The 24911-nt window shown below is 73.8% G+C and carries 21 protein-coding genes; 16 read left to right on the top strand and 5 right to left on the bottom strand.

Going from position 1 to position 24911, the window contains the following annotated elements:
- Positions 1 to 129 precede the first annotated feature (129 nt).
- The gene (locus ACZ5WK_RS34150; RefSeq protein ID WP_465553422.1) at positions 130 to 1473 is read left to right on the top strand and encodes a L,D-transpeptidase family protein; all 1344 of its coding nucleotides are present in this window, start codon (positions 130 to 132) and stop codon (positions 1471 to 1473) included.
- Positions 1474 to 1603: 130 nt separating this feature from the next.
- Complete coding sequence (locus tag ACZ5WK_RS34145) at positions 1604 to 2548, top strand: beta-ketoacyl-ACP synthase III (RefSeq protein WP_465553420.1); 945 nt, start codon at positions 1604 to 1606, stop codon at positions 2546 to 2548.
- A 357-nt stretch (positions 2549 to 2905) separates the two neighbouring features.
- Here the strand turns inward: ACZ5WK_RS34145 and ACZ5WK_RS34140 are convergent, their stop codons facing one another.
- Positions 2906 to 3553, bottom strand: a complete 648-nt coding sequence (locus ACZ5WK_RS34140; RefSeq protein WP_380313970.1) for a TetR family transcriptional regulator — start codon at positions 3551 to 3553, stop codon at positions 2906 to 2908.
- A gap of 425 nt (positions 3554 to 3978) precedes the next feature.
- On the opposite strand from ACZ5WK_RS34140, the gene ACZ5WK_RS34135 reads away from it, so the two are divergent.
- Positions 3979 to 6408, top strand: coding sequence for an outer membrane protein assembly factor BamB family protein (locus ACZ5WK_RS34135; RefSeq protein ID WP_465553418.1), 2430 nt, complete (start codon positions 3979 to 3981; stop codon positions 6406 to 6408).
- Positions 6409 to 6469: 61 nt separating this feature from the next.
- On the opposite strand, the gene galE is transcribed toward ACZ5WK_RS34135, so the two are convergent.
- Positions 6470 to 7456, bottom strand: a complete 987-nt coding sequence (gene galE, locus ACZ5WK_RS34130; RefSeq protein ID WP_465553416.1) for a UDP-glucose 4-epimerase GalE — start codon at positions 7454 to 7456, stop codon at positions 6470 to 6472.
- 225 nt (positions 7457 to 7681) lie between these two features.
- Between galE and ACZ5WK_RS34125 the strand changes: the two genes are divergently transcribed.
- Complete coding sequence (locus ACZ5WK_RS34125) at positions 7682 to 8725, top strand: S1C family serine protease (protein ID WP_465553464.1); 1044 nt, start codon at positions 7682 to 7684, stop codon at positions 8723 to 8725.
- Positions 8726 to 8863: 138 nt separating this feature from the next.
- Here the strand turns inward: ACZ5WK_RS34125 and ACZ5WK_RS34120 are convergent, their stop codons facing one another.
- Entirely contained in the window at positions 8864 to 10033 is a 1170-nt protein-coding gene (locus ACZ5WK_RS34120; protein ID WP_465553462.1) for a sensor histidine kinase, read from the bottom strand.
- A gap of 387 nt (positions 10034 to 10420) precedes the next feature.
- On the opposite strand from ACZ5WK_RS34120, the gene ACZ5WK_RS34115 reads away from it, so the two are divergent.
- The 11 genes from ACZ5WK_RS34115 (at position 10421) to htpX (ending at position 21672) form a co-directional block, all read left to right on the top strand.
- Complete coding sequence (locus ACZ5WK_RS34115; protein ID WP_396321532.1) at positions 10421 to 10837, top strand: NADH-quinone oxidoreductase subunit A; 417 nt, start codon at positions 10421 to 10423, stop codon at positions 10835 to 10837.
- Entirely contained in the window at positions 10828 to 11472 is a 645-nt protein-coding gene (locus ACZ5WK_RS34110; RefSeq protein WP_465553413.1) for an NADH-quinone oxidoreductase subunit B, read from the top strand. Before ACZ5WK_RS34115 ends, ACZ5WK_RS34110 begins: the two co-directional genes overlap by 10 nt.
- A complete protein-coding gene (locus tag ACZ5WK_RS34105) occupies positions 11469 to 12629 on the top strand; it encodes an NADH-quinone oxidoreductase subunit C (RefSeq protein WP_465553411.1) in 1161 nt (386 codons plus the stop codon). The genes ACZ5WK_RS34110 and ACZ5WK_RS34105 overlap by 4 nt, the downstream gene beginning before the upstream one ends.
- Before the next feature lie 2 nt (positions 12630 to 12631).
- Entirely contained in the window at positions 12632 to 13585 is a 954-nt protein-coding gene (gene nuoH / locus ACZ5WK_RS34100) for an NADH-quinone oxidoreductase subunit NuoH (RefSeq protein ID WP_465553460.1), read from the top strand.
- Positions 13582 to 14145, top strand: coding sequence for a NuoI/complex I 23 kDa subunit family protein (locus ACZ5WK_RS34095; protein ID WP_396321529.1), 564 nt, complete (start codon positions 13582 to 13584; stop codon positions 14143 to 14145). The genes nuoH and ACZ5WK_RS34095 overlap by 4 nt, the downstream gene beginning before the upstream one ends.
- Positions 14142 to 14876 (top strand): NADH-quinone oxidoreductase subunit J family protein, encoded by a 735-nt coding sequence (locus ACZ5WK_RS34090; RefSeq protein ID WP_465553409.1) that lies wholly within the window; start codon positions 14142 to 14144, stop codon positions 14874 to 14876. Before ACZ5WK_RS34095 ends, ACZ5WK_RS34090 begins: the two co-directional genes overlap by 4 nt.
- Positions 14876 to 15247: an NADH-quinone oxidoreductase subunit NuoK gene (gene nuoK / locus ACZ5WK_RS34085; protein WP_465553407.1), complete on the top strand. Its 372-nt coding sequence runs from the start codon at positions 14876 to 14878 to the stop codon at positions 15245 to 15247. The genes ACZ5WK_RS34090 and nuoK overlap by 1 nt, the downstream gene beginning before the upstream one ends.
- Entirely contained in the window at positions 15244 to 17283 is a 2040-nt protein-coding gene (locus tag ACZ5WK_RS34080) for an NADH-quinone oxidoreductase subunit 5 family protein (protein WP_465553405.1), read from the top strand. The genes nuoK and ACZ5WK_RS34080 overlap by 4 nt, the downstream gene beginning before the upstream one ends.
- 84 nt (positions 17284 to 17367) lie before the next feature.
- The gene (locus ACZ5WK_RS34075) at positions 17368 to 18921 is read left to right on the top strand and encodes a complex I subunit 4 family protein (protein ID WP_465553403.1); all 1554 of its coding nucleotides are present in this window, start codon (positions 17368 to 17370) and stop codon (positions 18919 to 18921) included.
- Positions 18922 to 18923: 2 nt separating this feature from the next.
- Positions 18924 to 20600, top strand: coding sequence for an NADH-quinone oxidoreductase subunit N (locus ACZ5WK_RS34070; protein WP_465553401.1), 1677 nt, complete (start codon positions 18924 to 18926; stop codon positions 20598 to 20600).
- A 208-nt stretch (positions 20601 to 20808) separates the two neighbouring features.
- Complete coding sequence (htpX, locus tag ACZ5WK_RS34065) at positions 20809 to 21672, top strand: zinc metalloprotease HtpX (protein ID WP_396321523.1); 864 nt, start codon at positions 20809 to 20811, stop codon at positions 21670 to 21672.
- A 62-nt stretch (positions 21673 to 21734) separates the two neighbouring features.
- Here the strand turns inward: htpX and ACZ5WK_RS34060 are convergent, their stop codons facing one another.
- On the bottom strand, positions 21735 to 23195 hold the full coding sequence (locus ACZ5WK_RS34060) for an aminotransferase-like domain-containing protein (protein ID WP_465553399.1): 1461 nt from the start codon (positions 23193 to 23195) through the stop codon (positions 21735 to 21737).
- On the opposite strand from ACZ5WK_RS34060, the gene ACZ5WK_RS34055 reads away from it, so the two are divergent.
- The gene (locus tag ACZ5WK_RS34055) at positions 23194 to 24168 is read left to right on the top strand and encodes a DMT family transporter (protein WP_465553397.1); all 975 of its coding nucleotides are present in this window, start codon (positions 23194 to 23196) and stop codon (positions 24166 to 24168) included. The two genes, ACZ5WK_RS34060 and ACZ5WK_RS34055, sit on opposite strands and share 2 nt — an antisense overlap.
- A gap of 187 nt (positions 24169 to 24355) precedes the next feature.
- On the opposite strand, the gene ACZ5WK_RS34050 is transcribed toward ACZ5WK_RS34055, so the two are convergent.
- Positions 24356 to 24829: a DUF7144 family membrane protein gene (locus tag ACZ5WK_RS34050; protein ID WP_465553395.1), complete on the bottom strand. Its 474-nt coding sequence runs from the start codon at positions 24827 to 24829 to the stop codon at positions 24356 to 24358.
- Positions 24830 to 24911 lie beyond the last annotated feature (82 nt).

Here is a 24911-nt window from a genome sequence, read left to right as displayed (position 1 = left end):
TTCCCCCGTCTCCCGGGCCGCCAGCCGGCCCGGGAGACGGGCGTTTCCAGCCGGGCCGGCCCAGTCTTCACCGGCCCCGCACAGCCCCCGGGTTTCCCAACGGGCTGTTGGTTTGGCAGGATCGGCCGCATGTCCGGTTCCCATCGCGCCACCACGTACCCGCCGTACGAGCCGATGCACGAACCGGCGTACCAGCCGGGGTACGAGGTGCCGCAGCAGTCCTACGGGGTCTACGAGCAGCCGTCGTACCCGGAGTACGGCACGGCGCAGCCGTACACGGCAGACGGGAACCAGCCGCCCTACGGGTACGAGAACCAGCAGGCCCCGCAGAGCTACCAGGGCCAGGCCGCCTACGAGGGCTACGGCAGCCAGGGCGGCTACGACGCCTATGACGCCTACGACCAGCCCTTCCAGTCGTACCCCGCCGAGACCGCCGACCCCGCCGAGACCGAGCGGGCGTACTGGTCGGAGCCCGGACCGTCGTATGCCGCCGAGCCGGCGCCGGACCTCGCGCCCGGGCTCGACCCCGAGCCGGTGGTCGTGGCCTCGGCCGCGGCGCCCGCGGAAGCGGCTCCGGTCGGCGGCCGGGCGGCCGCCCGCGGCCACCGCCGCAAGCCCAAGCCGAAGAAGCGCACCGGCAAGGCCGTGACGGCCGGCACCGCGCTGCTGCTCGCGGCAGCCGCCGGCTGGTACACCGTCGGCCAGGACTCCGCCAAGCCCGGCGTCACCACCGCCGACGGCCCCGGCCCGGATGGCGTCTCCACCCCGGACCAGCCGTCCCCGGCCGCCGGTGCCCAGGCCGCCCCCGCGGCCCAGGCCGTCAACGACCGGCACACCGAGGAGCCCGCCGCCGGTCGCAGCGAGGCCCGGCCGGACGGTTCGGTGGCCTCGATACCGGGCCTCGGCGCCGCCTTCACCGCCCGGATACCCGCCGAGACCACCCAGGTGGTGCTCGCCTCCGGCCAGGACAAGAACGCCAACAAGAACACCGTCACCCTCTGGACCCGCACCCCCGAGGGCCGGTGGCTGGCCGGCGAGACCTGGCAGGGCCACAACGGCAACAACGGCTGGACCACCGACCACAACGAGGGCGACCTGCGCAGCCCGATCGGGGTCTTCTCGCTCACCGACGCCGGCGGCCGCAAGGCCGACCCGGGCAGCAAGCTCCCGTACGACAAGGACCCGAGCTTCGTGGTCTCCGGGACGGGCTTCTTCGGGGACCAGCTGGCCGGCTCCTTCGACTACGTGGTCGCGATCAACTACAACCGGGTGCCCGGCAACTCGCCGCTCGACCCGCGCCGCCCCAACGGCTCCTCCAAGGGCGGCGGGATCTGGATCCACGTCGACCACGACGGCCCGACGCACGGCTGCGTCTCCGTCCCCGAGGACAAGATGGCCCTGCTGATCCGGACCCTCGATCCGGCCGCCCACCCGGTGATCGTGATGGGCGACGCGGCCTCACTGGCCGCCTGAGGGCGCACCCGCCCGGGGTGGTGGGCCCAGGCGCCGCAACGGCCCTTGTGGGCCTCCTACAGCTTCCGGGCGCGGATCCTGTAGCCGGTCGCGCCCCGCAGACCAGTGGGTAACCGGGTTGAGTGGCTGTATGAGCGGTTCGCGCATTGTGGCACTCGGCCACTACCAGCCCCCGAAGGTCCTCACCAACGACGACCTGGCGGTGCTGGTCGACACCGACGACGAGTGGATCCGCAGCCGGGTGGGGATCCGGACCCGCCACATCGCGGAGGGCGAGACCCTGGTGGACCTCGCCACCGAGGCGGCCCAGAAGGCGCTGGCGAAGAGCGGCCGCACGGCCGCCGACATCGACCTCGTCGTGGTCGCCACCTGCACCGCGGTCGAGCGCAGCCCCAACACGGCCGCCGCCGTCGCCGCCCGCCTCGGCGTGACGGCGCCCGCCGCCTACGACATCAACACGGTCTGCTCGGGCTTCTCGTACGCGCTGGCCACCGCGGACCACGCGATCCGGGCCGGTGCGGCCCGCACCGCCCTGGTGATCGGCGCGGAGCGGATGTCGGACACCCTCGACTGGACCGACCGGACCACCTGCGTGATCTTCGGCGACGGTGCCGGCGCCGCGGTGGTGGAGGCCCAGGAGGACGGCGCCGAGCCGGGCATCGGCCCGGTGGTCTGGGGCTCGGAGCCGGAGAAGAGCGACGCCGTGGTGATCACCGGCTGGGACCCGGTGATCAGCCAGCAGGGCCAGTCGGTGTTCCGCTGGGCCACCACCCAGATCGCCCCGCTGGCCCGGCAGGCCTGCGAGAAGGCCGGGATCGACCCGTCGGAGCTCAAGGGCTTCGTGCCGCACCAGGCCAACCTGCGGATCATCGACTCGATCGCGGCCAAGCTGGGTGCCCCCGACGCGGTGGTCGCCCGGGACGTGGTGGAGTCCGGCAACACCTCGGCCGCGTCCATCCCGCTGGCCTTCTCCAAGCTGGTCGAGCGCGGCGAGCTGTCGCCCGGCGACCCGGTGCTGCTGTTCGGTTTCGGCGGCGGCCTGGCGTACGCCGGTCAGGTCGTCCGCTGCCCCTGAGCGGCCTCTCGGCCCAAAGCGGCGCCCCAAGCCCCGGGTGGGCCTTCAGCGGCCCCCGAGGGGCCCCTGGGCGGCGCCTGAGCGGTCCCTGGGCGTCGCCTGGGCGTCACCGGTCGTCCTCAACCCGTCCTGAGCTGCCCTGAACCCGTCCTGAATCCGTCCCGAGCCGTCCGGAAGCGACCGGAAAAGAACAATGCCGGTGGGCGGGCACCCCGCAGTGGGTGCCCGCCCACCGGCATGTCTGGCGCGCTGCGGACCGCCGGCAGACCTCCCCCGAGGACACGGCCGCCGTCCGTCGTTCCCCGGACAGGAGGCCGGGGTTGCGCGCGGAGCGGATGGGTGGGTTGGCGGATCGGTCTACTTGGGCGGCTTCTTGCCGGTGACACCCAGGTACACCAGGGGAGCGAGGTTGGGCTTGAGGTCCTTGACCTTGACGCCCCAGGAGGTGAAGGCCTTCTGGTGCTCGGCCGCCGAAGCGAGCAGCGAGACCAGAGAGCCGGCGACGGCTGCCGGGTCGAGCGACTTGTCGGCCTGGCCCTTCGCCTGGAGTTCCTTGACGGCATCCGTGAGTGGCTTGGCGACCGCGTTGAGGACCGTCATGCGGATCTTGAAGAACCGCTTGTCCCCTTCGGCAGCACCGAGCGTGACCACTCGGAGAATGGCGTCGTTCTTGCGCCAGAAGGCGAGGAATCCGTCGACCAGTTCTTCCGAAGTGGCCGTGCCGGACTTCCCTGCCCAGGACTTTCCGGCCACCAGCTCTTTGAGCGTGTCGGAGTCCTTGGCCATTTCCTCGGCGATTTCGAGGACAGCGCCCTCGACATCCGGGAAGTACTGGTAGAAGGTCGCGGGGGAGGTACCCGCCATACGGGCGACGTCGATGACCTTGACGTCCCGATAGGGCGACGTGCTGAGCATCTCGCGGAGGCAGTCGAGCAGCTTCTGCCGCGTCTCCTGTCCGCGTCGCCCGGCGACGCGACCGTCGACGGTGCGAACTTGTCCTGTCATGCCGTCAGCTTACCGTGGCTCGATCTTGGCGCGATTCGGTGATGTGACAATTACTCCGCCCGGGGGTTGGTATAGGGGTGTGAACCAGTTCGGACGGATATTCACCGTGCTCCGGTCAAGCCCCCCCGTGTGCTTATGACCTCACAGCGTGACGACCCCTCCGCTGAGGGGTGGTCCGGTGACAGAACGTGACGGTCGCCGGTTGGGTGTGGACCCGGCCGCGGGGGGTCCGGGCGGGCCGGATGCAAGCCGCCGCCGGAGCGGACGTCAGAATCCGGCCGTTCCGGCGGCACTGACCGGACGGCGACCGCGGCGGGCCCCCGGGGAGCCTCTGGGCGGGGGAGGTTGGAGATGGGCCGGGCGGCATTGGAGAATCGGGTCCGGCACCCCGTGGTGGGTGCGGAAAACGGGGAGGTGGCAGCGGAGTGGACCAGCTGACGGCGCACGATCCGAGGCGGATCGGGCCCTTCGAGGTGCTGGGGCGGCTCGGCGCGGGCGGGATGGGCCTGGTCTACCTGGCGCGTTCCGCGTCCGGCCGGCGAGTGGCCATCAAGACCGTCCGGGGGGAGCTGGCCGAGGACGAGCTGTTCCGGGTCCGTTTCGCCCGGGAGATCGCGGCCGCCAAGACGGTCGGCGGTTTCTACACCGCGGCCGTGGTGGACGCCGACGCCGACGCCCGGGTGCCCTGGCTGGCCACCGCGTACGTCCCGGCGCCGTCCCTGGAGGACCTGGTCACCGAGTGCGGGCCGCTGCCGGCGGGGGCGGTGCGCTGGCTGGTGGCGGGCATCGCCGAGGCGCTGCAGTCGATCCACGCCGCCGGGCTGGTCCACCGCGACCTCAAGCCCTCCAACGTGCTGGTGGTCGAGGACGGCCCGCGGGTGATCGACTTCGGCATCGCGGCCGGGGTCTCCAGCACCCGGCTCACCATGACCAACGTCGCGGTCGGCACCCCGGCGTACATGTCTCCCGAGCAGGCCCGTGACAGCCGCAGCGTCTCCGGTGCCAGCGACGTCTTCTCGCTCGGCTCGCTGCTGGTCTTCTGCGCCACCGGCCACCCGCCGTACCGGGGTGCCAACCCGGTCGAGACGGTGTTCCAGCTGCTGCGCGAGCAGCCCGACCTCTCCGGCCTGCCGGCCGAGCTGGTGGACCTGGTCCGCGCCTGCATGCGGCCGTCCCCCGAGCACCGGCCGTCGCCGGCGCAGATCCAGGCCGAGCTGGCCCCGCACCTGTTCTCCCGGGACGACGCCTCCGGCGAGGCCGGGGACTGGCTGCCGCCCAACGCGCTGGAGCTGATCGAGCGCAAGCGCGGCCGCCGTCAGCCCCCTCCGGCCGCGGCCGCCCCTGCGCCGCCGCAGCCGGTGCCCCCGCAGCCGGTGCCGCCCCAGCCGGTTCAGCCCCAGCCGGTTCAGCCCCAGCCGGTTCAGCCCCAGCCGGTTCAGCAGCAGGCGCCGGTACCGCCGCAGCGGCCGAACCGGGACGACCCGCGCACCCGGCACCCCGTCGGGCACCACGCCCCGCCCAGCACCGGGCCGGTGCACGCCGCACCGGCGCTCCCGGGGCCGGACACCGAGGCCGCCACCGAGAAGCTCGCCGCCCCCCGCCGCCACCGCGCCCCGGTCGCCGGGGAGAGCGCCGCCGAGGTGCGGCTGCCCAACGCCTCGGTGCGGATAGGCCCGGGGCCCAGGGCCGAGCAGGCCGGGCCGGGCTCCGCGCCCGCCGAGACCGACTGGGTCCGCCGGGCCACGCCGCCGCCGGTGCGGGCCGCCCGCTGGCGCCCCTGGCGGTTCCGGATGTCCAACGACGTCTGGGGCACCCCGGTGATCGCCGACGGCACCCTCTTCGTCTCCAGCTTCGAGGTGCACGCCCTCGACATCGCCTCCGGCCAGCGCCGCTACAAGACCCGCGACGTCGCCTGGGCGCTCGCCGTCGACGCCGGCCGGGTGCACGCCGCCGACGGCCCGCACCTCTACACCGTCGACGTCGCGGACGGCACCGAGCGCTGGCGCAGCTCGCTGGACGGCTGGGTCTACTCGCTGGACGCCGCCGACGGCGTGCTCTGCTGCGGCGTCCGGGGCGGCGGGGTGCAGCTGCGCTCGGCGGCCGGCGGCGCCGAGCTGTGGCGCGCCGACGACGCCCAGCAGGACTACGAGAACCCGCAGTCCGGCCCGGCCCTGGTGGGCGGCGCCGCGTACTACTACGGCGGCGGGCGGCTGCGCTGCGTCGACCCGCGCGGGGCGGGCCTGCGGTGGTCCTTCCCGGTCGGCGAGGACGTGCCGTCGCGCCCGGCCGAGCGGGCCGGGGTGCTGTACGTGACGGCCGGCACCCGGGTGTACGCGCTGGACGCGGCGAGCGGTGCCGAACGCTGGCGCTTCGAGGCGCCCGTCGTGCTCTTCACCCCGCCCGCGCTGGACGCCGACGCGGTGTACGTCGCCGACTACCTCGGCACGGTGTACGCGCTGGACGCGGCCACCGGCCGGGACCGCTGGCGCGGCGTCACCGGCAACCGGCAGGGGGCCGAGCCGGTGGTGGTCGGGGACGGCATGGTGCTGGTCGGCAGCGGCGAGGTGCTGTACGCCTTCGAGTCGGCCACCGGCCGGGAGCGGTGGCGGTACACCGCGAGGGGAGAGATCGTCGGCTCCCCGGCGGTCGCCGACGGCCTGGTCCACCTGGGCAGCCGGGACCAGTCGCTGCACACCCTGGACCTGGCGACCGGTCAGCTGCGCTGGGAGCTCGGCACCAAGGGCGAGCTGACCGGCTCGCCGGTGGCGGTCGGCGGGAAGGTCTTCGTCGGCAGCAAGGACCGGTGCGTCTACGCGCTGGACGCCTACTACGGCACGGCGGTGCCCTCGCACTGACCGGGGGAGACGGCAGGGGCGGGGGTCGGCCGACGACCCCCGCCCCTGCGCGTCGGCTCCGCTACTTCCGGCGGGCCTCCGGGTGGCGGCTGCACCAGCCCTCCCACGCCGAGGCCACCATCTCCTCGACGCCGTGACGGGCGGTCCAGCCAAGCTCCTGGCGGATCAGCTCGGCGGAGGCCACCACCCGGGCGGGGTCGCCGGCGCGGCGCGGGGTGACCTCGCCGGTGGCGTCGTACCCGGTCACCTTGCCGATCACGTCCAGCATCTCCTTGACGCTGACGCCCTCGCCGCGGCCGATGTTGAGGATCAGCGCGGTCTCGCCGGCCGGATCGGCCGCCAGCCGCTTCGCGGCCGCCACGTGGGCGGAGGCGATGTCGGAGACGTGGATGAAGTCGCGCACGCAGGTGCCGTCGGGGGTCGGGTAGTCGGCGCCGAAGATCCGCGGGGCCTGGCCGGCGGTGAGCCGCTCGAAGACCATCGGGATCAGGTTGAACACGCCCGCGTCGGACAGCTCCGGCGAGGCCGCGCCGGCCACGTTGAAGTAGCGCAGCGACACGGTGGAGATGCCGTGGGCCTTGCCGGCCGCCGAGACCAGCCACTCGCCGGCCAGCTTGGTCTCGCCGTACGGGCTCATCGGGTCGCAGGGGGTGGACTCGGTGACCAGGTCGACGTCCGGCATGCCGTAGACGGCGGCGGAGGAGGAGAACAGGAAGCGCTTCACGCCACCCTCGGCGGCCGCCTCCAGCACGGTCTGCAGACCGATCATGTTCTCGCGGTAGTAGAAGAAGGGCTGCTCGACCGACTCGCCGACCTGCTTCTTCGCCGCGAAGTGCAGGATGCCCTCGACCGCGTGCTCGCGGATCGCCTCGTCCAGCACGGTGCGGTCCAGCGTGGACCCCTCGATCAGGGCCACGCCCTGCGGCAGCCGGGTGCGGTCACCGGTGCTGAAGTCGTCCAGGACGGCGACCCGCTCGCCCGCGTCGAGGAGCTGCTGCACCACGTGCCCGCCGATGTATCCGGCACCGCCGGTGATCAACCAAGTCATGGCCCGCATCCTAGGCGGTCGAGCTTTCGGGCCGGCGCCGGGCGAGTCGGTGGGGCCATTCGGGCATATCGGTGAAATGCTGACAAAGATCTCTGTCTGGTGAGGGAATCGGAGGCGGCCAACGTGAACCGCAAGAAGGAGCCCACCCGCCCCCTCCCGGCAGGGCCGCGCCCCACCGGGCCCAAGGCGTTCGGCGGGCGGCCGGCGGCGCCCGGGGCGGTCGCCGTGGTGGTCGCGCTGGCGGTGGCCGGGTGCAGCAGCGGAGGGTCCTCCTCCTCGTCGTCCACCTCCGCGACCACGGGTGCCTCCGCGTCCGCCCCCACCCAGCCGGCGAGCGGCAACCAGCTCCAGGACACGTACCAGAAGGTGATCGCCGACGTGCTGCCCTCGGTGGTGCAGATCACCACCGCGACCGGCCTCGGCTCCGGGATCGTCTACGACAACAAGGGCGACATCGTCACCAACGCCCACGTGGTCGGCACCGCCACCACCTTCACCGTGACCCTGGCCAACAGCACCAAGCCGCTGGACGCCACCCTGGTCGGCAGCTACCCGGACTCCGACCTCGCGGTGATCAAGCTGACCAGCCTGCCGGGCGGCCTCCGGCCGGCCGCCTTCGGGGACTCCACCAAGGTCCAGCTGGGCCAGATCACGCTCGCCATGGGCAGCCCGCTCGGGCTCTCCGGCAGTGTCACCGAGGGCATCGTCTCGGCCACCGGCAGGACCGTCGCCGAGCCGACGGGCGGCGGCTCGCCGGGAGCCACCATCGGCAACATGGTGCAGACCTCGGCGGCGATCAACCCGGGCAACAGCGGTGGCGCGCTCGTCAACCTGAACAGCCAGGTGATCGGCATCAACACGCTCGCCGCGACCGAGCCGGAGACCAACGGAGCCGCGGCGCCCGGCATCGGCTTCGCCATCCCGGCGTCCACCATCACCAACATCGCGGACCAGCTGATCAAGGACGGCAAGGTCACCAACTCCGGCCGGGCCGCGCTCGGGATCACCGCCCGTACGTACTTCGACCAGAACTTCCACCCGGCCGGGGCCGTCATCGTGGCCGTCAGTCCGGGCGGCGCGGCCGACGCGGCGGGGATGCAGGCCGGCGACGTGATCACCAACGTCGGTGACACCCCGGTCGACTCGCTGAACTCGCTCACCACCGCGCTGGCCTCGCTCACCCCGGGCAGCAAGGTGACCGTCGGCTACACCCGGGACGGCCAGGAGAGGACCGCCGAGGTCACCCTCGGCACCCTGGCAACCCCCTAGACCACCGGCGCGCCGGCCGCCCGCACACCGCGCAAGGGTCGGCGGGCGCCCGGCGCACGGGTGCGGCCGGGACCACGTCGACTGCCTCGACGTGGTCCCGGCCGGTTGCCGTCCCGGGTCCGGGTTCCGGGCGGACGATCAGCGGCGGGCGGCGCGGGTGTGCCAGGGGAGCTCGATCGTGACGGTGGTCGGGCCGCCGTGCGGGCTCTCCACCAGGAACACCCCGTCCACCGCCCGGATCCGCTCGGCCAGCCCGCCCAGGCCGCTGCCCGGGTAGGGGGCCGCGCCGCCCTTGCCGTCGTCCTGGACCAGCACCATCAGCTGGTCGCCGGCGCGCCAGACGTCCACCGTGGCGGAGCTTGCACCGGAGTGCTTGGAGACGTTGGTCAGCAGCTCGCTGACCGTGAAGTAGGCGATGCCCTCGACCGCCGAGTCCGGGCGCTCCACCGTGCCGTCCGCGGCCTTCAGCCCGACGTTCACCTTGACCCCGCCCGGCACGGTGCAGCGGGCGGCCACCGCGGAGAGCGCCGCGTCCAGGCCGCGGTCGGTGAGCACCGCCGGGTGGATGCCGCGGGCCAGGTCGCGCAGCTCCTGGAGGGCGAGCTTCACCTCGCCGTGCGCGTTGTCGACCATCCTGGCGGCGGCGGCCACGTCGTCCGGCGTCTCCGTCTCCCGAAGCCGCTCCTTGGCCAGGCCGAGGTCCATCGCCAGCGCCACCAGCCGGGCCTGGGCTCCGTCGTGCAGGTCGCGCTCGATCCGGCGCAGGTCGGCGGCGGCGGTGTCGACCACCGTGCCGCGGTCGTCCTCCAGCTCGCGCACCCGCTCGGAGAGCACGCCGGGGGAGAGCAGGACCTCCACCAGCATCCGGTCGACCGCCGACTCGAAGCGGACCACCCAGGGCAGCGCCGGCCAGCCGATGATCACGCAGATCAGGGTCACGGCGAAGCTCAGCAGGCCCCAGGGCAGCAACAGCACGTAGTAGAGGACCGAGCGCCAGCTCAGCGCGTCCGTGAGGTGGGCGATCGCGTAGCCGGTGATCCCCGGGCGGGGCCGGCGCACCGGCTCCGGGTCGCGCAGCTCGGAGCCGTGCACCGAGCGGGCCCGGCGGCGGGCGAAACCGCCCATGCCCCGGCAGCCGGCCAGCCCGGCGGCCAGCAGCGGCAGGCCGATCACGGTGACGGAGAGCGCGAGGCCGACGCAGAGCGTCGTGACGGTGAAGACGAACCCCGCGATGCCCAGCGGCAGGTTGAGCATCAGCTGCCCGGCCTGCCGCCACATCCGCGCGCCGTACAGCGGGGCGCGTTCCATGCGCGCGTCCTGCCCCTTGATGGCGTCCGCGGCGCGGCGGTGCAGTGGTTTCATCCGGATCTACCGTCCCTGTCGGTCGAGCTGATGATCCAAGCTTCCCCGGAAAGGGACCGCCGGGGCCATGGGGGTGATACGTCTCCCCGGGCGGGGGTTATCCCCACCCCCGTCGGCGGGCCCCGCCGGCACGCCGGGGAGGCGGTCCGGGGCCGGCGCAGGACGTCCCGGCGTCCGCGGGCCGTCCGCCGGTTGTCTTGCGGATCGGGCAGGGTGCGGTGCTCCACGGCCGTGCACTTAGACTCACGCATTGGCGATGGTTATGACCGTGTAAAGAAACGTCGTAGAACTGCCTTGTGGGGCGGTTTCACGGCCGATGTGGAGGCGAGTGGCATGGAGGGGCAGCCGGCAGCTGCCGTCGCGGCCGACCCGGCGGTCGGCGGCGGCTACTTCGACGCGTATGCCGCGATGGGCCTGCTCGCCGTCGTCGGCGTGCTCTTCGTCGCCGTGGCGTTCACCGCCAACCGGTTGCTGCGGCCGGTGGTGTACTCGCCGGAGAAACTCCTCGCCTACGAGTGCGGCGTGGACCCGGTGGGGGAGGACTGGGCGCACACCCAGGTCCGCTACTACGTCTACGCCTTCCTGTACGTGATCTTCGCGGTCGACGCGATCTACCTGTTCCCGTGGGCGACCGTCTTCGCCACCGCCGGATACGGCGCCGGAACGCTGGTCGAGATGTTCGTCTTCATCGGCTTCCTCGCGGTCGGACTGCTCTACGCCTGGAAGAAGGGCGTTCTGGAATGGACGTGACGCACAACCACGCGCACGCGCACGGTGCCTCCGGCGGCCCGGTCCCGCTGGGCCTGCCGGACCCGGCGCGCCCCGGTGCCGCCGTCGAGCGGCGGGGCATCGGCCCGCTGGCCCGGCTCGCGCCGGACCCGGTCAAGGTGGTCCTCAACTGGGGCCGCCGCTACAGCCTCTGGTGCTTCAACTTCGGCCTGGCCTGCTGTGCGATCGAGTTCATCGCCGCGTCCATGGCCAAGCACGACTTCATTCGAATGGGTGTCATTCCGTTCGCGCCGGGCCCCCGCCAGGCCGATCTGATGATCGTCTCGGGGACGGTGACCGACAAGATGGCGCCCGCCGTGAAGCGCCTCTACGAGCAGATGCCCGAGCCGAAGTACGTCATCTCCTTCGGCGCCTGCTCCAACTCCGGCGGTCCCTACTGGGACTCCTACTCGGTCACCAAGGGCGTCGACCAGATCATCCCGGTCGACGTCTACGTGCCCGGCTGCCCGCCGCGGCCCGAGGCGCTGCTCCAGGGCATCCTCAAGCTCCAGGAGAAGATCGCCGCCGAGTCGCTGCCCGGCCGGTACACCGCGCCGACCGCCGCGCTGCGCCGCCCGCTGGTGGCCGGGCCCACTGCCGAGGGAGGGGCCTCGTGACCACGGCCGAGGAGTATGCGGCGTCGCTCGGCGAGTGGGCCACCGGCGCCGAGGCGTACGGCCTGGTCACCGTCGACGTGCCCGCCGAGCACTGGATCGAGGCGCTCACCGCGGCCCGGGACGTGCTGGGCCTCTCGTTCTTCGACTGGCTGAGCGCCGTCGACGAGCTGGCCGAGGGCTTCTCGGTGGCCGCCCACCTGGCCTCCGCCGACGCCCCGGGCGTGCGCCACCTGCTGGTGCGCACCCGCGTGCCGCGGGACAGGGCCGCGCTGCCGACCGCCGTCGAGGTCTACGCCGGTGCCGCCTGGCACGAGCGCGAGACGCACGAGATGTTCGGCATCGACTTCCCCGGGCACCCCTACCTGGCCACCCTGCTGCTGCCGGACGGCTTCGAGGGGTACCCGCTGCGCAAGGAGTTCGTGCTCGCCGCCCGGGTCGCCAAGGCCTGGCCCGGTGCCAAGGAGCCGGGCGAGTCCGACCACGGCGACGGGCCGGCGCGGCGCAAGATGCAGCCGCCCGGCGTGCCGGACCCGAACGAGTGGGGGCCGCTCAAGGGCACCCTGCCGCCGGTCGCCGAGCGGCCCGCGCGCGGTGCGCGGGCGGCGGGCGCGGCGCGGACGCCCCGGGCGGCCGCGGGTGCTGCGGCCGCCGGCGCGGCGGGCGCTCCGGCCGAGGGCGGACCCGCGGTGCGGGCCGACCGGCCGCGCCGGACCAGGACGGTCGGCGATGGCTCGGTCAGCCAGGCGGCGGAGACGCCCGCGGCTGCGGACGGTGCTGCGGAGAGCGCTGCGCCGCCGGTGCGGGCCGACCGGCCGCGCCGGACCAGGTCGGTCTCGGACGGCTCCGCGAGCCAGGCGGCCCCCGGAACCGCCGCCGAGAGCGCTGCCGGGACCACTGGGAGTGTTGAGAGCGCCGAGAGTGTCGAGAGGGCCGGGAGTGCCGCCGCAGAGGTGAAGCCCGAGCGGCCGACCCGGACGCAGTCCGCGGACGCGCCCTGGCACAACCCCGTGCCCGCCCACGACGAGCCCGCGAAGGGCGAGCCGGAGCGCGGCAAGCCAGCGCACGACGAGCCGGAGCAGAAGGACGCGAAGGACGCGAAGGACGTGGAGAGTGAGGCGCCGGCGGAGTCGGCCGGCCAGGACGGAGACAGCGCGTGAACCTGCTCGACACGTTGCTGCGCTGTGCCGCCACGCTCGTCGTCTTCCTCACCTTCCCCCTGGTCATCGGCCAGACCGAGCACAAGGTGATGGCGCACATGCAGGGCCGGCTCGGCCCGATGTACGCCGGTGGCTTCCACGGCTGGGCGCAGCTGGTCGCCGATGGTGTGAAGTTCGCGCAGAAGGAGGAGATCGTCCCGGCCGGCGCCGACCGGCGGATCTTCCAGATGGCACCCGCCGTCTCGCTGCTGCCGTACCTCTTCGTGCTGCTCGCGATCCCGGTCGGCCCGGACGGCTTCGTCGGCCAGGCGATCGACGCGGGGCTGTTCTTCGTGCTCGCCGTGATGGGCGTCGGCGTGATCGGCAAGCTGATGGCCGGCTGGGCCTCGGCGAACAAGTTCTCGCTGCTCGGCGGTCTGCGGACGGCCGCCCAGCTGATGTCGTACGAGCTGCCGATGGTGCTCGCCGCCGCCTCGGTGGCGATGGCCGCCGGGACGCTCTCGCTGCCGGGGATCGTGGACGCCTGGCAGTGGTACTGGATCCCGTGGCAGATCATCGGCGCGTTCGTCTTCTTCACGGCCGGCCTGGCCGAGCTGCAGCGCCCGCCGTTCGACATGCCGGTGGCCGACTCGGAGATCATCTTCGGCGCGTACACCGAGTACTCAGGTCTGCGCTTCGCGTTCTTCCTGCTCTCCGAGTACGCGGGCATCCTGGTGGTGTCCGGGCTGACCGCGGTGCTCTTCCTGGGCGGCTGGCACGGCCCGCTGCCGGACGAGCTCGGCTGGCTCTGGACCGTCCTGAAGACCTTCGCGCTGGCCTTCGTGGTGATCTGGCTGCGGGTCACCTACCCGCGGCTGCGCGAGGACCAGCTGATGCGCTTCGCGTGGACCGTGCTGATTCCGCTCGCACTCGTCCAGCTCGCCCTCACCGGCATCATCAAGGTGGCGATCTCATGAGTTTCCCCGGTGCCGGCCTGGCCAAGGGCCTGGCCGTGACTCTGCGGACGATGACGAAGAAGAGCATCACCGCGCAGTACCCCGAGGTGCAGCCGGTGCTGCCGCCGCGCTCGCGCGGGGTCATCGCGCTGCTGGAGGAGAACTGCACGGTCTGCATGCTCTGCGCCCGTGAGTGCCCGGACTGGTGCATCTACATCGACTCCCACAAGGAGACGCTGCCGGCCGCCGACCCGAACGCGCGCGCCCGCACCCGCAACGTGCTGGACCGCTTCGCCATCGACTTCTCGCTCTGCATGTACTGCGGGATCTGCATCGAGGTGTGCCCGTTCGACGCGCTCTTCTGGTCGCCGGAGTTCGAGTACGCGGAGACCGACATCCTGGAGCTGACCCACGAGCGGGAGAAGCTCCGCGAGTGGATGTGGACCGTCCCGGCGCCGCCGGCGCTGGACCCGGGGGCCGAGGAGCCCAAGGAGATCGCCGCCGCCCGCAAGGCGGCGGACAAGCTGGCGGCCGCCGCGGCCGCCGCCCTGGAGACGCCCGAGGGAGGTGAGCCGGAGTGAGCGCCGCCACCCTGCTGGCCGCGACCGGTTCGCTGGAACCGGCCGCGCGTTCCTTCCTCTCCCCGACCGGGGTCGAGATCGTCTTCCTGCTCGTCGGCATCGTTGTGCTCGGCTCGGCCGTCGTCGCCGTCACCACCAAGCAGCTGGTGCACGCCGCGCTCTGGCTGGTCGCCGCGCTCGGCGGGCTGGCGGTGGAGTTCCTGCTGCTCACCGCCGAGTTCATCGCCTGGGTACAGGTGCTGATCTACCTCGGCTCGGTGGTCGTGCTGGTGCTGTTCGGGCTGATGCTCACCAAGGCGCCGATCGGGCGTTCACCGGACGCCGACTCGAAGAACCGCTGGGTCGCCCTGGTGGTGGCACTGGCCACGGCCGGCACCCTGGTGACGCTCGTCGTGGACGCCTTCCGCACGTCCTGGATCGACCTCGGCGCGGGCGGCGGCTCGGCGGCGGTGACCGGCGCCAGCCTGTTCCGCACCTGGGTGCTGCCGTTCGAGGCGCTCTCGGTGCTGCTGCTGGCCGCGCTGGTCGGCGCGATCGTGCTGACGCGCGGGGCCGGGCGCCGGGTGCCGGTGCCCCGGGCCGGGCGGATCCGGGCCGGGAAGCCGGTGGGCTCCAACGGGACGGTCGCCGCGACCGTGCCCAGGCCGTCGGCCCCCGCCGGGACGACATCGCCGGACTCGACGACCTCGACGACATCGCCGGATGCGGCGGCCTCGCCGGAGGAGAGCTGATGCACCTCGCCTACCCCGTTGTGCTCGCCTCGCTGCTGTTCGGCGTCGGCGTCTACGGCGTACTCGCCCGGCGCAACGTCATCCTGGTGCTGATGTCCGTCGAGCTGATGCTCAACGCCGTCAACCTCAACCTCGTCGCCTTCGACGCCTGGCTGCGGGACTCCCTGCACGCCGGCCAGGCGCTCACCCTGTTCACGATCACCATCGCCGCCGCCGAGATCGGCCTCGGGCTCGCCATCGTCCTGCTGCTGTTCCGGGCCCGGGGCACCGCGGACGTGGACAGGGTCACCGCGCTCGGCGACCCGTCCGAGTCCGTCGCCGAGGAGGCGCCGGCCGGAGCCGAGGCGCTGAAGGGCCAGGCCGCCGCATGAACCTCGCCCTGCCCGCCCTCGTCCCCGCGCTGCCCGCGCTCGGTGCGGCCGCGACCCTGGCCACCGGCCGGAAGGTGCCCGGCCTGGCCCGGCCGCTGGCGATCGTGCCGGTCGCCGTCTCGGCCGTGCTGGCCCTGGTCGTCGCGCTCCAGCTGGGCACCGGCCAGGTGCTGGAGGCCTCCACCCGGCTCACCCCGACCGGCGGCCCGGAGCTCACGCTCGGCTTCTACCTGGACGGCTACAGCTCGCTGATCTCCGTCCTGGTCGGCCTGGTCGCCACCTGCGTGCAGGTGTACTCGACCGCCTACCTCAAGGACGACCCGCGCTACCCCTCGTACGCGGCGCTGGTCTCGCTCTTCACGGCGGCGATGTTCCTGGTCGTCTACTCGGGCGACCTGATCGTGCTGCTGGTCGGCTGGGAGGTCATGGGCATCTGCTCGTACTTCCTGATCGGCCACCACTGGGAGACCGCGGACGCCCGCTCGGCCTCGCTGAAGGCCTTCCTGGTCACCAAGCTCGGCGACGTGCCGTTCCTGTTCGGCATCTTCCTGCTCGGCGCCGACGCCGGAAGCTTCCGGATCCCGGACGTGCTGGCGGCCGCCGGCGACGGGCGGATCGCCCACCCGACGCTGACCGCGCTGCTGCTGCTCGCCGGCGTGGCCGGCAAGAGCGCGCAGTTCCCGCTGCACACCTGGCTCCCGGACGCGATGGCCGGCCCGACGCCGGTCTCCGCGCTGATCCACGCCGCCACCATGGTCGCGGCCGGCATCTACCTGGTCGCCCGGCTGCTGCCGGTCTTCCTGCTCTCCGCTGCGGCGCTGGTGGTGCTGGCGGTGATGGCCGCCGTGACGATGATCGGCTCGGCGCTCTGCGCACTCGCCCAGGACGACCTGAAACGGGTGCTCGCGTACTCGACCGTCGGCCAGCTCGGCTACATGGCCGGCGCGCTGGCCAGCGGCGACCGCGAGGCCTCCGTCTTCCACCTGGTCAGCCACGGTGCGTTCAAGGCGCTGCTGTTCCTCGCGGCCGGTGTGGTGATCCACACCGCGCACACCAACTCGATCTCCGCGATGTCCCGGATGCCCGGGCTGCGCAAGCGCGTCCCGGACGCCTACTGGACGATGGGCATCGGCCTCGTCGCCCTGATCGGGCTGCCGCCGTTCTCCGGCTTCTTCAGCAAGGAGGCGGTGCTGACCGCCGCCGAGCACGCCGCCGACGGCGAGGCGCTGACCAACGGGCTCGGCCCTTCCTCGGCCGTCCCGGAGGCGGCCGGCTGGATCGTGCTGATCTCGGCCGGGCTCACCGTGCTGCTCACGGCGGCGTACGCGGCCCGGATGTTCCTGGTGGCGTTCCACAGCCCGGCTCCTGCCCCGGCCGCCGTCGCCGGCTCTTCGGCGGCGCCGGACCACGAGGCCGACGCGCCCTACTCGCCCGAGGTGGACGAGGCCGACCCGGCCACCGCCGAGCCGCCCGCGATGCGCTGGCCGCTCTGGGTGCTGGCGATCCCGACCATGTGCTTCGGCGTCGCCGGCCTGCGCTCGGACTGGCTGCCCGCGCTGCTGGACGGCGGCTCGCTGCGGCCCTCGGCCGTCACCGCCGTGATCGGTACCGGCCTCGCCGTGGCCGGCGCGCTGCTGGCGTACGGCGCCTGGCGCTCCGCCGTGGCGCGGCTCGGCGCCCGCCGGCCCGCCCCCGCGCCGGAGGGCCGGGTGCCCGAGCGGGCCGGGGCCCCGGCCGCCGAGGTGATCGTCGCCGACCCCGGGCGCACCCTGCTCGGCCCGCTGTTCGGCCCGGCCCGGCACGGCTTCGGCGTCGACCGGCTCTACAGCGCGCTGTTCGTCCGCCCGGTGGCCGCCGCCGCGCAACTGGTGCGCTTCCTCGACCGCGAGGTCGTGGAGGCGTACGTGCAGGGCAGCGGGGCGGGCGCCAACCTGCTCGGCCGGGCCGTCCGGCTCGCGCAGACCGGCAACGCGCAGACCTACCTCAGCGCGCTGCTGGCCGGCGTCGTCCTGCTGGCCGTCCTGGTGGCGGTGTAGCCGGATGCCGTACCCCGTTCCCCCGATCCAGCCGGTGACCGAGCCGACCGCAGTCCGGCCGACCGCAGTCCGTAGGAGCCCCCGATGAACGCAGTCCTCATCGCCCTCCTGGTGCTGCCGCTGGCCGGCGCCGCCCTGACCCTGGCGCCGGTGTTCGGCGCCGACGCGGCCGCCGCCGACCGGCGCGCGCTGCGGCTGAACACCGTCGTCACCGGCGTCGTGCTGCTGCTGACCGTCGCCCTGGCGGCCGGCTTCGACCACGACGAGCCCGGCCGGATGCAGGCCACCACCGATGTGTCCTGGATCCCGGCCATCGGCGTGCGGTTCCACCTCGGCGTGGACGGCATCTCGCTCCCGCTGATCGTGCTGACCTCGCTGCTGACCTTCCTCTGTGCGCTGTACTCGGAGAAGCGGCTGCCCACCGGGGAGGACGTGCCGTCGGCCCGGGCCTTCACCGGGCTGTTCCTCCTCCTCGAGGTCGGGATGCTCGCCACCTTCGCGGTGCTGGACCTCCTGCTCTTCTTCCTGGCCTTCGAGATCGTGCTGATCCCGATGTACTTCCTGATCGCCCGCTGGGGCAGCGGGGCGAAGGTGCCGGCCGCCAACCGGTTCATCCTGTACACGCTGCTCGGCTCGGCCGTGATGCTGCTCGGCTTCCTGCTGGTCGGCAGCAAGGCGGGCACCTTCGACATGCAGGCCCTGGCCGCCGCGCACGGCAACGGCCTGAGCCACACCACCCAGGTGATCGCCGCGCTGGCGATCATGGTCGGGCTCGCGGTCAAGGCCCCCGCCTGGCCGCTGCACAGCTGGCTCCCGGACGCGCACACGGCGGCCCCGACGGTCGGCTCCGTGCTGCTCGCCGGCGTGCTGCTGAAGATGGGTACGTACGGTCTGGTCCGCGTCCTCCTCCCGGTCGTCCCCGACGGCACCACCACGCTCGCCCCCTACCTGGGCGCGTTCGCCGCCGTCGGCATCGTCTACGGCTCGCTGGCCTGTCTCGCGCTGGCCCGGCCGGGGGCGAAGGGCGACCTCAAGCGCCTGATCGCGTACTCGTCCGTCGGCCACATGGGCTTCGTCCTGCTGGGCATCGCCTCCCTCACCCAGGTGGGCGTCAACGGCGCGCTGTTCGCCAACATCGCGCACGGTCTGATCACCGGTCTGCTCTTCTTCGTCGTGGGCGCGCTCAAGGACCGCTACGGCACGGCCGACCTCGACACGCTCGCGGGCGGTACCGGCGCCGCCCTCTACGGGCGGGCACCGCGGATCGGCGGACTGCTCGCCTTCGCCGCCGTCGCCAGCCTCGGACTGCCCGGGCTGGCCGGCTTCTGGGGCGAGCTGCTCGCGATGTTCGGCGCGTTCGACCCGGCCGACGGCCTCTCGCGCCCCGCCTTCGTCACCTACATGGTCCTGGCCGGCCTCGGCACCCTCCTCACCGCCGCGTACCTGCTGATCGTGGTCAAGCGCGTCTGCATGGGCGACCCGAAGCAGCCCGCCCCGGTGGAGCCGGCCGACCTGCGCCCCTACGAGGCCGTCAGCTGGACGCCGCTGGCAGCCCTCACCCTGCTCGCCGGCCTCTGGCCCGCGCTCCTGCTCGGTCTCTCCGAGCCCGCCGTCAAGCACCTCCTCGGGGGTGGCTGATCATGCCCGGCACCACGCTCGGCGCGCAGCTCCTCGGCGCGCAGCTCGGCACCAGTACGCAGCTCGGCGCCGCGACCGGCACCGCACTCGGACCTCACTCCACGGGGCAGCCCACTGTGACCTCCCTCGCCGTAGCCAACCCGGGCAGCCTGATCCAGTCCGTGGACTGGGTGGCGATCGCGCCCCCGCTGATCGCCGCCCTGGCCGCCCTCGCCGTGCTGGTCGCCGACCTCTTCCTGCCCGCGCGCCACAAGAAGCTGCTCGGCCGGCTCACCGCCGCCGGACTCGCCCTCGCGCTCATCGCACTCCTCCCGCTCACCGGAGGATCACCCCGGGCCACCTTCTGTGCGCAGAACGTAACAGGAGCCACTGACACTCCGCTGACCAGCGGCCCCGCCACGGCAGGCTGCTCGTACGTCGCCGACCACTTCGCCCTGGTCTTCCAGCTGCTCGCGCTCGGCGGCGCGCTGATCGCCGCGCTGCTCTCGGCGCACACCGTGGACGACGAGAAGCTGCCCGCCGGCGAGTACTGGTTCCTGCTGCTCTCCAGCGCCACCGGCGCCGCCCTGCTGCCCGCCTCCCGCGACCTCGCCACCCTGGTGATCGCCCTGGAGGTGGCCTCGCTGCCGGCCTTCGCGCTGGTCGCGCTGCGCCGGGACGGCCGGGGCGCCGAGGCCGCGCTGAAGTTCTTCCTCTCCTCCGTCACCGCGACCGCCGTGATGCTGCTCGGCATCGGCTTCGTCTACGCCGCGAGCGGCAGTCTGCACCTGGCCGCGGTCGCCGACGGTCTGGAGCACGCCCCCGCGCAGCTGAAGCCGCTGGCCGAGGCCGGCGCGGTGCTGACCCTGGTCGGCTTCGCCTTCAAGGTCGCCGCCGTCCCGTTCCACTTCTGGGTGCCCGACACCTACACCGGCGCCCCGCTGCCGGTGGCCGGCTACCTCTCGGTGGTCGGAAAGGCTGCGGGCCTCTCCGGCCTGGCGCTGGTCACCGCGATCGCCTTCCGCCCGTACGCGCACACCTGGGGCCTGGTGCTGGCGGTGCTGGCCGCCGCCACCATGACGGTCGGCAACGTCGGCGCGCTGCGGCAGCGGTTCGACACCCGGTACAGCGCGGTGCGGCTGCTCGCCTGGTCCTCGATCGGCCAGGCCGGCTACCTGCTGGTGCCGCTCGCCGCCGCCGGGTACGCGCCGACCGGCACCGACCCGCTCGGCGCCACCGCCGCGTACGCGCTGATCTACGGCGTGGTGAACCTGGGCGCCTTCGGCGTGGTCGCCGCGGTCGGCCGCAGGGCCGGGACCAGCGTGGACGACTTCCGCGGCCTGTTCGCCCGGAGCCGCTGGACGGCCCTGGCGCTCGCCTTCTTCCTGCTCTGCCTGGCCGGACTGCCGCCGGGCGTGATCGGCCTGTTCGGCAAGGTGGTGGTGTTCCGCGCCGCCGTCGACTCCGGGCTGGGCTGGCTGGCCGTGGTCATGGCCGTCAATGTGGTCATCGCCCTGTACTACTACCTGCTCTGGACGGCGCGGCTCTTCGCTCCGGCGGAGGGCGCCGCCACCGCCGTCGCCGAGCGCCGGCTGCCGGCCTCGCTGGCCGCCACCCTGGGGCTCACCGCCTCCGTGGCCGTGGTGCTCTCGGTGGCTCCGCAGCTGGTCCTCCAGGTGGTGGGCGGCACCCTGTTCTGAGGCGGGCGGGGCCTCGGCCGGGTGGGTCCTCCCGGTACGGCCGGGGAGCCGGCCGGCGGCGGCCCGGGGAGAGCCGGCCCGGCCCGGTGGGGGCGCCGTGCGGGTGTCACGGTGGTCGCAGGGGAACAAGGCCGACGTCGTCGCCCGTTGTCGGGGCAGAGGGACGAGGCAGAGAGGGCTTCCCCACCGCACCATTGGAGGGCCTGCCGTGCACCGCCGGCACAACGGACTGAGGACCGCAGCACTGCTCGGCGGCCTCTCGGCGCTGATCCTGGTGATCGGCAGCTTCTTCGGCCGCACCGGCTTCGTGGTGGCCCTGCTGGTCGCCCTCGGGACCAACGCCTACGCGTACTGGAACAGTGACAAGCTCGCCCTGCGCGCCATGCGGGCCCGGCCGGTCAGCGAGATCGAGGCGCCGCGGCTGTACCGGATCGTCCGCGAGCTCTCCACCTCCGCCCGCCAGCCGATGCCCCGCCTCTACATCTCGCCCACCCCGGCGCCGAACGCCTTCGCGACCGGCCGCAACCCGCGCAACGCGGCGGTCTGCTGCACCGACGGCATCCTGCAGCTGCTGGACGAGCGGGAGCTGCGGGGCGTGCTCGGGCACGAGCTGAGCCACGTCTACAACCGGGACATCCTGATCTCCTCGGTCGCCGGGGCGCTCGCCTCGGTGGTGATGTTCCTGGTGAACTTCGCCTGGCTGGTGCCGTTCGGCCGCAGTGACGACGACGACGGGCCCGGGCTCTTCGGACTGCTCGCGATCATGATCCTCGGGCCGTTGGCCGCCTCGCTGATCCAGCTGGGCGTCAGCCGCTCCCGCGAGTACCAGGCCGACGCCGACGGCGCCCGGATCACCGGCGACCCGCTGGCCCTGGCGAGCGCCCTGCGCAAGCTGGAGGCGGGCACCCGGCAGCTGCCGCTGCCGCCGGAGCCCCAGCTCCAGACGGCCAGCCACATGATGATCGCCAGCCCGTTCCGGCCCGGCGAGGCGGGGGCGAAGCTGTTCTCGACGCACCCGCCGATGGCGGAGCGGATCGCCCGCCTGGAGCGGATGGCCGGCTACCGGGTCTGAGGCCCGGTCACCGGGGCTGAAGGCCTGGCCACCTGGCGGGGTGGCCCGGTGCGCTCCGTGCGTCAGCCCGTCAGCTCCTCGTACGCCCGCCGCAGCCGGTGGACGCCCTCGGCGGCGTGGGCGGTGCTGTCCACGGCGGCGTAGCTCAGCCGCAGGTGCGGGGCCGGCGGCTCCGCGGCGTAGTAGGGCTGGCCGGGGGTGACCAGGACACCGGCGCGCAGGGCGGCGGCGGTGAGCGCGCGGTCGTCGGTGCCGCCGGGCAGACGCAGCCAGAGGTGGTAGCCGCCCGGCCGGTGCGGGCCGAGCAGGCCGGGGAGCTCGCGGCGCAGCGCGGCCACGGTGACGGTGCGGCGGTCCCGGAGTTCGGCGCCGAGGGTGCGCAGGTGCCGGGCCCAGCCCGGGTCGGCGACCAGCTCCAGGGCGGCCTCCTGGAGCGGCCGGGGCACGAAGAAGCTGTCCACCACCTGGGTGGCCCGCAGCCGTTGCAGGGCCGGGCCGCGCGCGGTGAGCGCGCCGACCCGCAGGTTGGGCGAGGTGGCCTTGGTCAGCGAGCGCAGGTGCACCACCACCCCGTCCGGGTCGTCGGCGGCGAGCGGGCGCGGCAGCGCCGGGGAGTCGGCGTGGACGAGTCGGCGGGCGAAGTCGTCCTCGACGACGAAGGCGCCGGCGGTCCGGGCGATCCGCAGCACCTCGGCGCGGCGTTCGGGGGAGAGCACGGCGCCGGTCGGGTTCTGGAACAACGGCTGGCAGACGAAGAGCCGGGCCCGGGTGGCGTCGAAGGCCGCGGCCAGCAGGTCGGTGCGGACGCCGTCCTCGTCCACCGGGACGGGGACCACCCGCAGCCCGGCCGCGCGGGCGACCGCGAGGATGCCGGGGTAGGTCGGCGACTCCACCAGGACGGGGGCGCCCGGGGCGGCCAGCGAGCGCAGGGCGATGGTGAGCGCGCTCTGCCCGCCCGCCGTGACCAGGACGTCGCCCGCGCCGAGCGGGCCGCCGTTGCCGCCGATGTCGCGGGCGAACCAGCCGCGCAGCTCGGTCAGCCCGTCCACCGGCGGCCGGTCCCAGGCGCCGGGCCGTCGTCCGGCCCGGGCGAGGGCGCCGGCCAGCAGCCGCTCCGGCAGCAGCGAGGCGTGCGGGTAGCCGCCGTTGAGGTCGATCACGTCGGGCGGCGGCACGTTGAGGGTGGCGATCAGCGGCGCGGCGCCGACGTCACGCTGGCCGGCGTCGGCGCTCAGCGCGACCTCCTGCCAGGAGAGGTCGCCGGGACGGGCCGGCGGCGGGGCGGCGGCCGGTGAGGCGGTGGTGGCCGCGAAGGCGGCGGTGCGGAAGACCCCGGCGCCGGGCCGGGAGACCACCAGGCCCTCCGCGGCCAGCACGGCCATCGCCCGGGAGACCGTCACCGGGCTGACCTGGTGACGCTCCACCAAGGCCCGGCTCGACGGCAGCTTCCGTCCTTCCGGATAGCGCTCGACCTCGCGTCGCAGTCTTTCGGCGAGATCGGCCACACTGCTACGCTCGTTCATGACGACACAAGATAGCGCTATCCGGTCCGTAGTGATAGCACCGCAGGGTCCGTCGGCCTCCCGTACCTCCAGCACCTCCGGTACGTCCGGCGGCTCGGGCGCTACTCCCGGCGCCCCGGGCGGCTCCGGCGCCGCACTGGCCGCGCTCGGTGTCCTCTCCTTCTCCTTCAGCTTCCCGGCCACCGCCTGGGCCCTGACCGGCTTCGGCCCGTGGACGTCGACCGGGCTGCGCGGCGCACTGGCCGGACTGCTCGCCGCGGTCTGCCTGGCGGCCGCCCGCGTCCCCGTCCCCGAGCGGCGGCACTGGCCCGGGCTGCTGATGGTCTCGGCCGGCTGCGTGCTCGGCTTCCCCCTGCTCACCACCCTGGCGCTGCGGACCTCCTCGACGGCGCACTCGGCGGTCGTCATCGGGGTGCTGCCGCTCGCCACCGCCGCGTTCTCGGCGCTGCGCACCGGCCGGCGGCCGTCCCGGACCTTCTGGGGGGCGGCGCTCGCCGGGGCGGTGGCGGTGCTGGCCTTCACCCTGCTGCAGAGCCACGGGCGGCCGACCGTCGCGGACCTCTACCTGTTCGCCGCGCTGCTGATCTGCGCCGCCGGGTACGCCGAGGGCGGGCGGATCTCGCGGGAGCTGCCGGGGTGGCAGGTGATCGCCTGGGCGGTGGTCGCGGCGCTGCCGGTCACCGTGGTGGCCGCCGCCCTGGCCCTGACGGCCGAGCCCGTCCACCTGGGCGCGAAGGCGCTGGCCGGGCTGGCCTACACGGCGGCGGTCTCGCAGTTCGGCGGGTTCGTGGTCTGGTACCGGGGGATGGCGCTGATCGGGGTGCCGAGGGCCAGCCAGCTCCAGCTGGCGCAGCCGCTGCTGACGCTGGTCTGGTCGGTGCTGCTGCTGGCCGAGGACCTGCCGGCGGCGGCGCCGGTCACGGCGGTGGTGGTGCTGCTCAGCATCGCGGTCACCCAGCGCGCCCGTGTGTGATCACCCGGCGTCCGCGTCCGGTGCGGGAGCGACGCCCGCGCCCCGGTGCGGGAGCGATCCGCCCGTGCGCGAGAGGGCCCGTGCGCGAGAGGGCCCGTGCGCGAGAGGGCCCGCGGACGCGGCGCCGCGCCCGCACCCCGGCACGGGGACGGGTGCGGGCGCGGCGGCCGGTTGGCCGGTCGGCAGGTCAGAAGGCGACGTCCTCGGTGCGGTAGACGCAGAGCGCCCAGATGATGAAGACGTCCAGTGCGATCACGACGATCGACCAGAGCGGGTAGTACGGCATCGCCAGGAAGCTCTCGACGGCGCTCACCGCGGTGAGGAAGATACCCGCGTAGCGGGCCCAGTCGGAGCCCTTGAGGACGAAGGCGCCGACCACCGCGACCAGCGCGCCGATGACGATGTGGATCCACCCCCACCCGGTGAGGTCGAACCGGAAGACGTAGCGCGGGGTCGTGACGAAGAGGTCGTCGTCGGCGACCGCCATGATGCCCCGCAGCGCCTCCATGAAGCCGTTGATGAGCATCAGGACACCGGCGAAGATCACCAGGCCGGGGGCCCAGTCGCTGAACCGGTTGACCGATGGCGGCGGTGGTGGTGCCCCGGTGCCGGAACGCCAGGGCGGGGGCTGGTCGGGGGCGGACGGCGACGGGCTGCTCATGGGGCTCCTCCAGGGCCGAATCGGACCGAACCGGACCGAACGGGCGTACGGGTTCGACCGTCCGTCGTGCAGGAGGCGCGGG

It is taken from the genome of Kitasatospora sp. NPDC032757 (assembly GCF_055579305.1).
This window is presented reverse-complemented; position numbering and strand designations above follow the sequence as displayed.

Excerpts from the sequence above, each read along its gene's own strand:
- ACZ5WK_RS34150 (WP_465553422.1), top strand. The coding sequence starts at position 130 with ATGTCCGGTTCCCATCGCGCCACCACGTACCCGCCGTACGAGCCGATG.
- ACZ5WK_RS34145 (WP_465553420.1), top strand. The coding sequence starts at position 1,604 with ATGAGCGGTTCGCGCATTGTGGCACTCGGCCACTACCAGCCCCCGAAG.
- ACZ5WK_RS34140 (WP_380313970.1), bottom strand. The coding sequence starts at position 3,553 with ATGACAGGACAAGTTCGCACCGTCGACGGTCGCGTCGCCGGGCGACGC.
- galE (WP_465553416.1), bottom strand. The coding sequence starts at position 7,456 with ATGACTTGGTTGATCACCGGCGGTGCCGGATACATCGGCGGGCACGTG.
- ACZ5WK_RS34120 (WP_465553462.1), bottom strand. The coding sequence starts at position 10,033 with ATGGAACGCGCCCCGCTGTACGGCGCGCGGATGTGGCGGCAGGCCGGG.
- ACZ5WK_RS34115 (WP_396321532.1), top strand. The coding sequence starts at position 10,421 with ATGGAGGGGCAGCCGGCAGCTGCCGTCGCGGCCGACCCGGCGGTCGGC.
- ACZ5WK_RS34110 (WP_465553413.1), top strand. The coding sequence starts at position 10,828 with ATGGACGTGACGCACAACCACGCGCACGCGCACGGTGCCTCCGGCGGC.
- ACZ5WK_RS34095 (WP_396321529.1), top strand. The coding sequence starts at position 13,582 with ATGAGTTTCCCCGGTGCCGGCCTGGCCAAGGGCCTGGCCGTGACTCTG.
- nuoK (WP_465553407.1), top strand. The coding sequence starts at position 14,876 with ATGCACCTCGCCTACCCCGTTGTGCTCGCCTCGCTGCTGTTCGGCGTC.
- ACZ5WK_RS34080 (WP_465553405.1), top strand. The coding sequence starts at position 15,244 with ATGAACCTCGCCCTGCCCGCCCTCGTCCCCGCGCTGCCCGCGCTCGGT.
- ACZ5WK_RS34075 (WP_465553403.1), top strand. The coding sequence starts at position 17,368 with ATGAACGCAGTCCTCATCGCCCTCCTGGTGCTGCCGCTGGCCGGCGCC.
- ACZ5WK_RS34070 (WP_465553401.1), top strand. The coding sequence starts at position 18,924 with ATGCCCGGCACCACGCTCGGCGCGCAGCTCCTCGGCGCGCAGCTCGGC.
- ACZ5WK_RS34055 (WP_465553397.1), top strand. The coding sequence starts at position 23,194 with ATGACGACACAAGATAGCGCTATCCGGTCCGTAGTGATAGCACCGCAG.
- ACZ5WK_RS34060 (WP_465553399.1), bottom strand. The coding sequence starts at position 23,195 with ATGAACGAGCGTAGCAGTGTGGCCGATCTCGCCGAAAGACTGCGACGC.
- ACZ5WK_RS34050 (WP_465553395.1), bottom strand. The coding sequence starts at position 24,829 with ATGAGCAGCCCGTCGCCGTCCGCCCCCGACCAGCCCCCGCCCTGGCGT.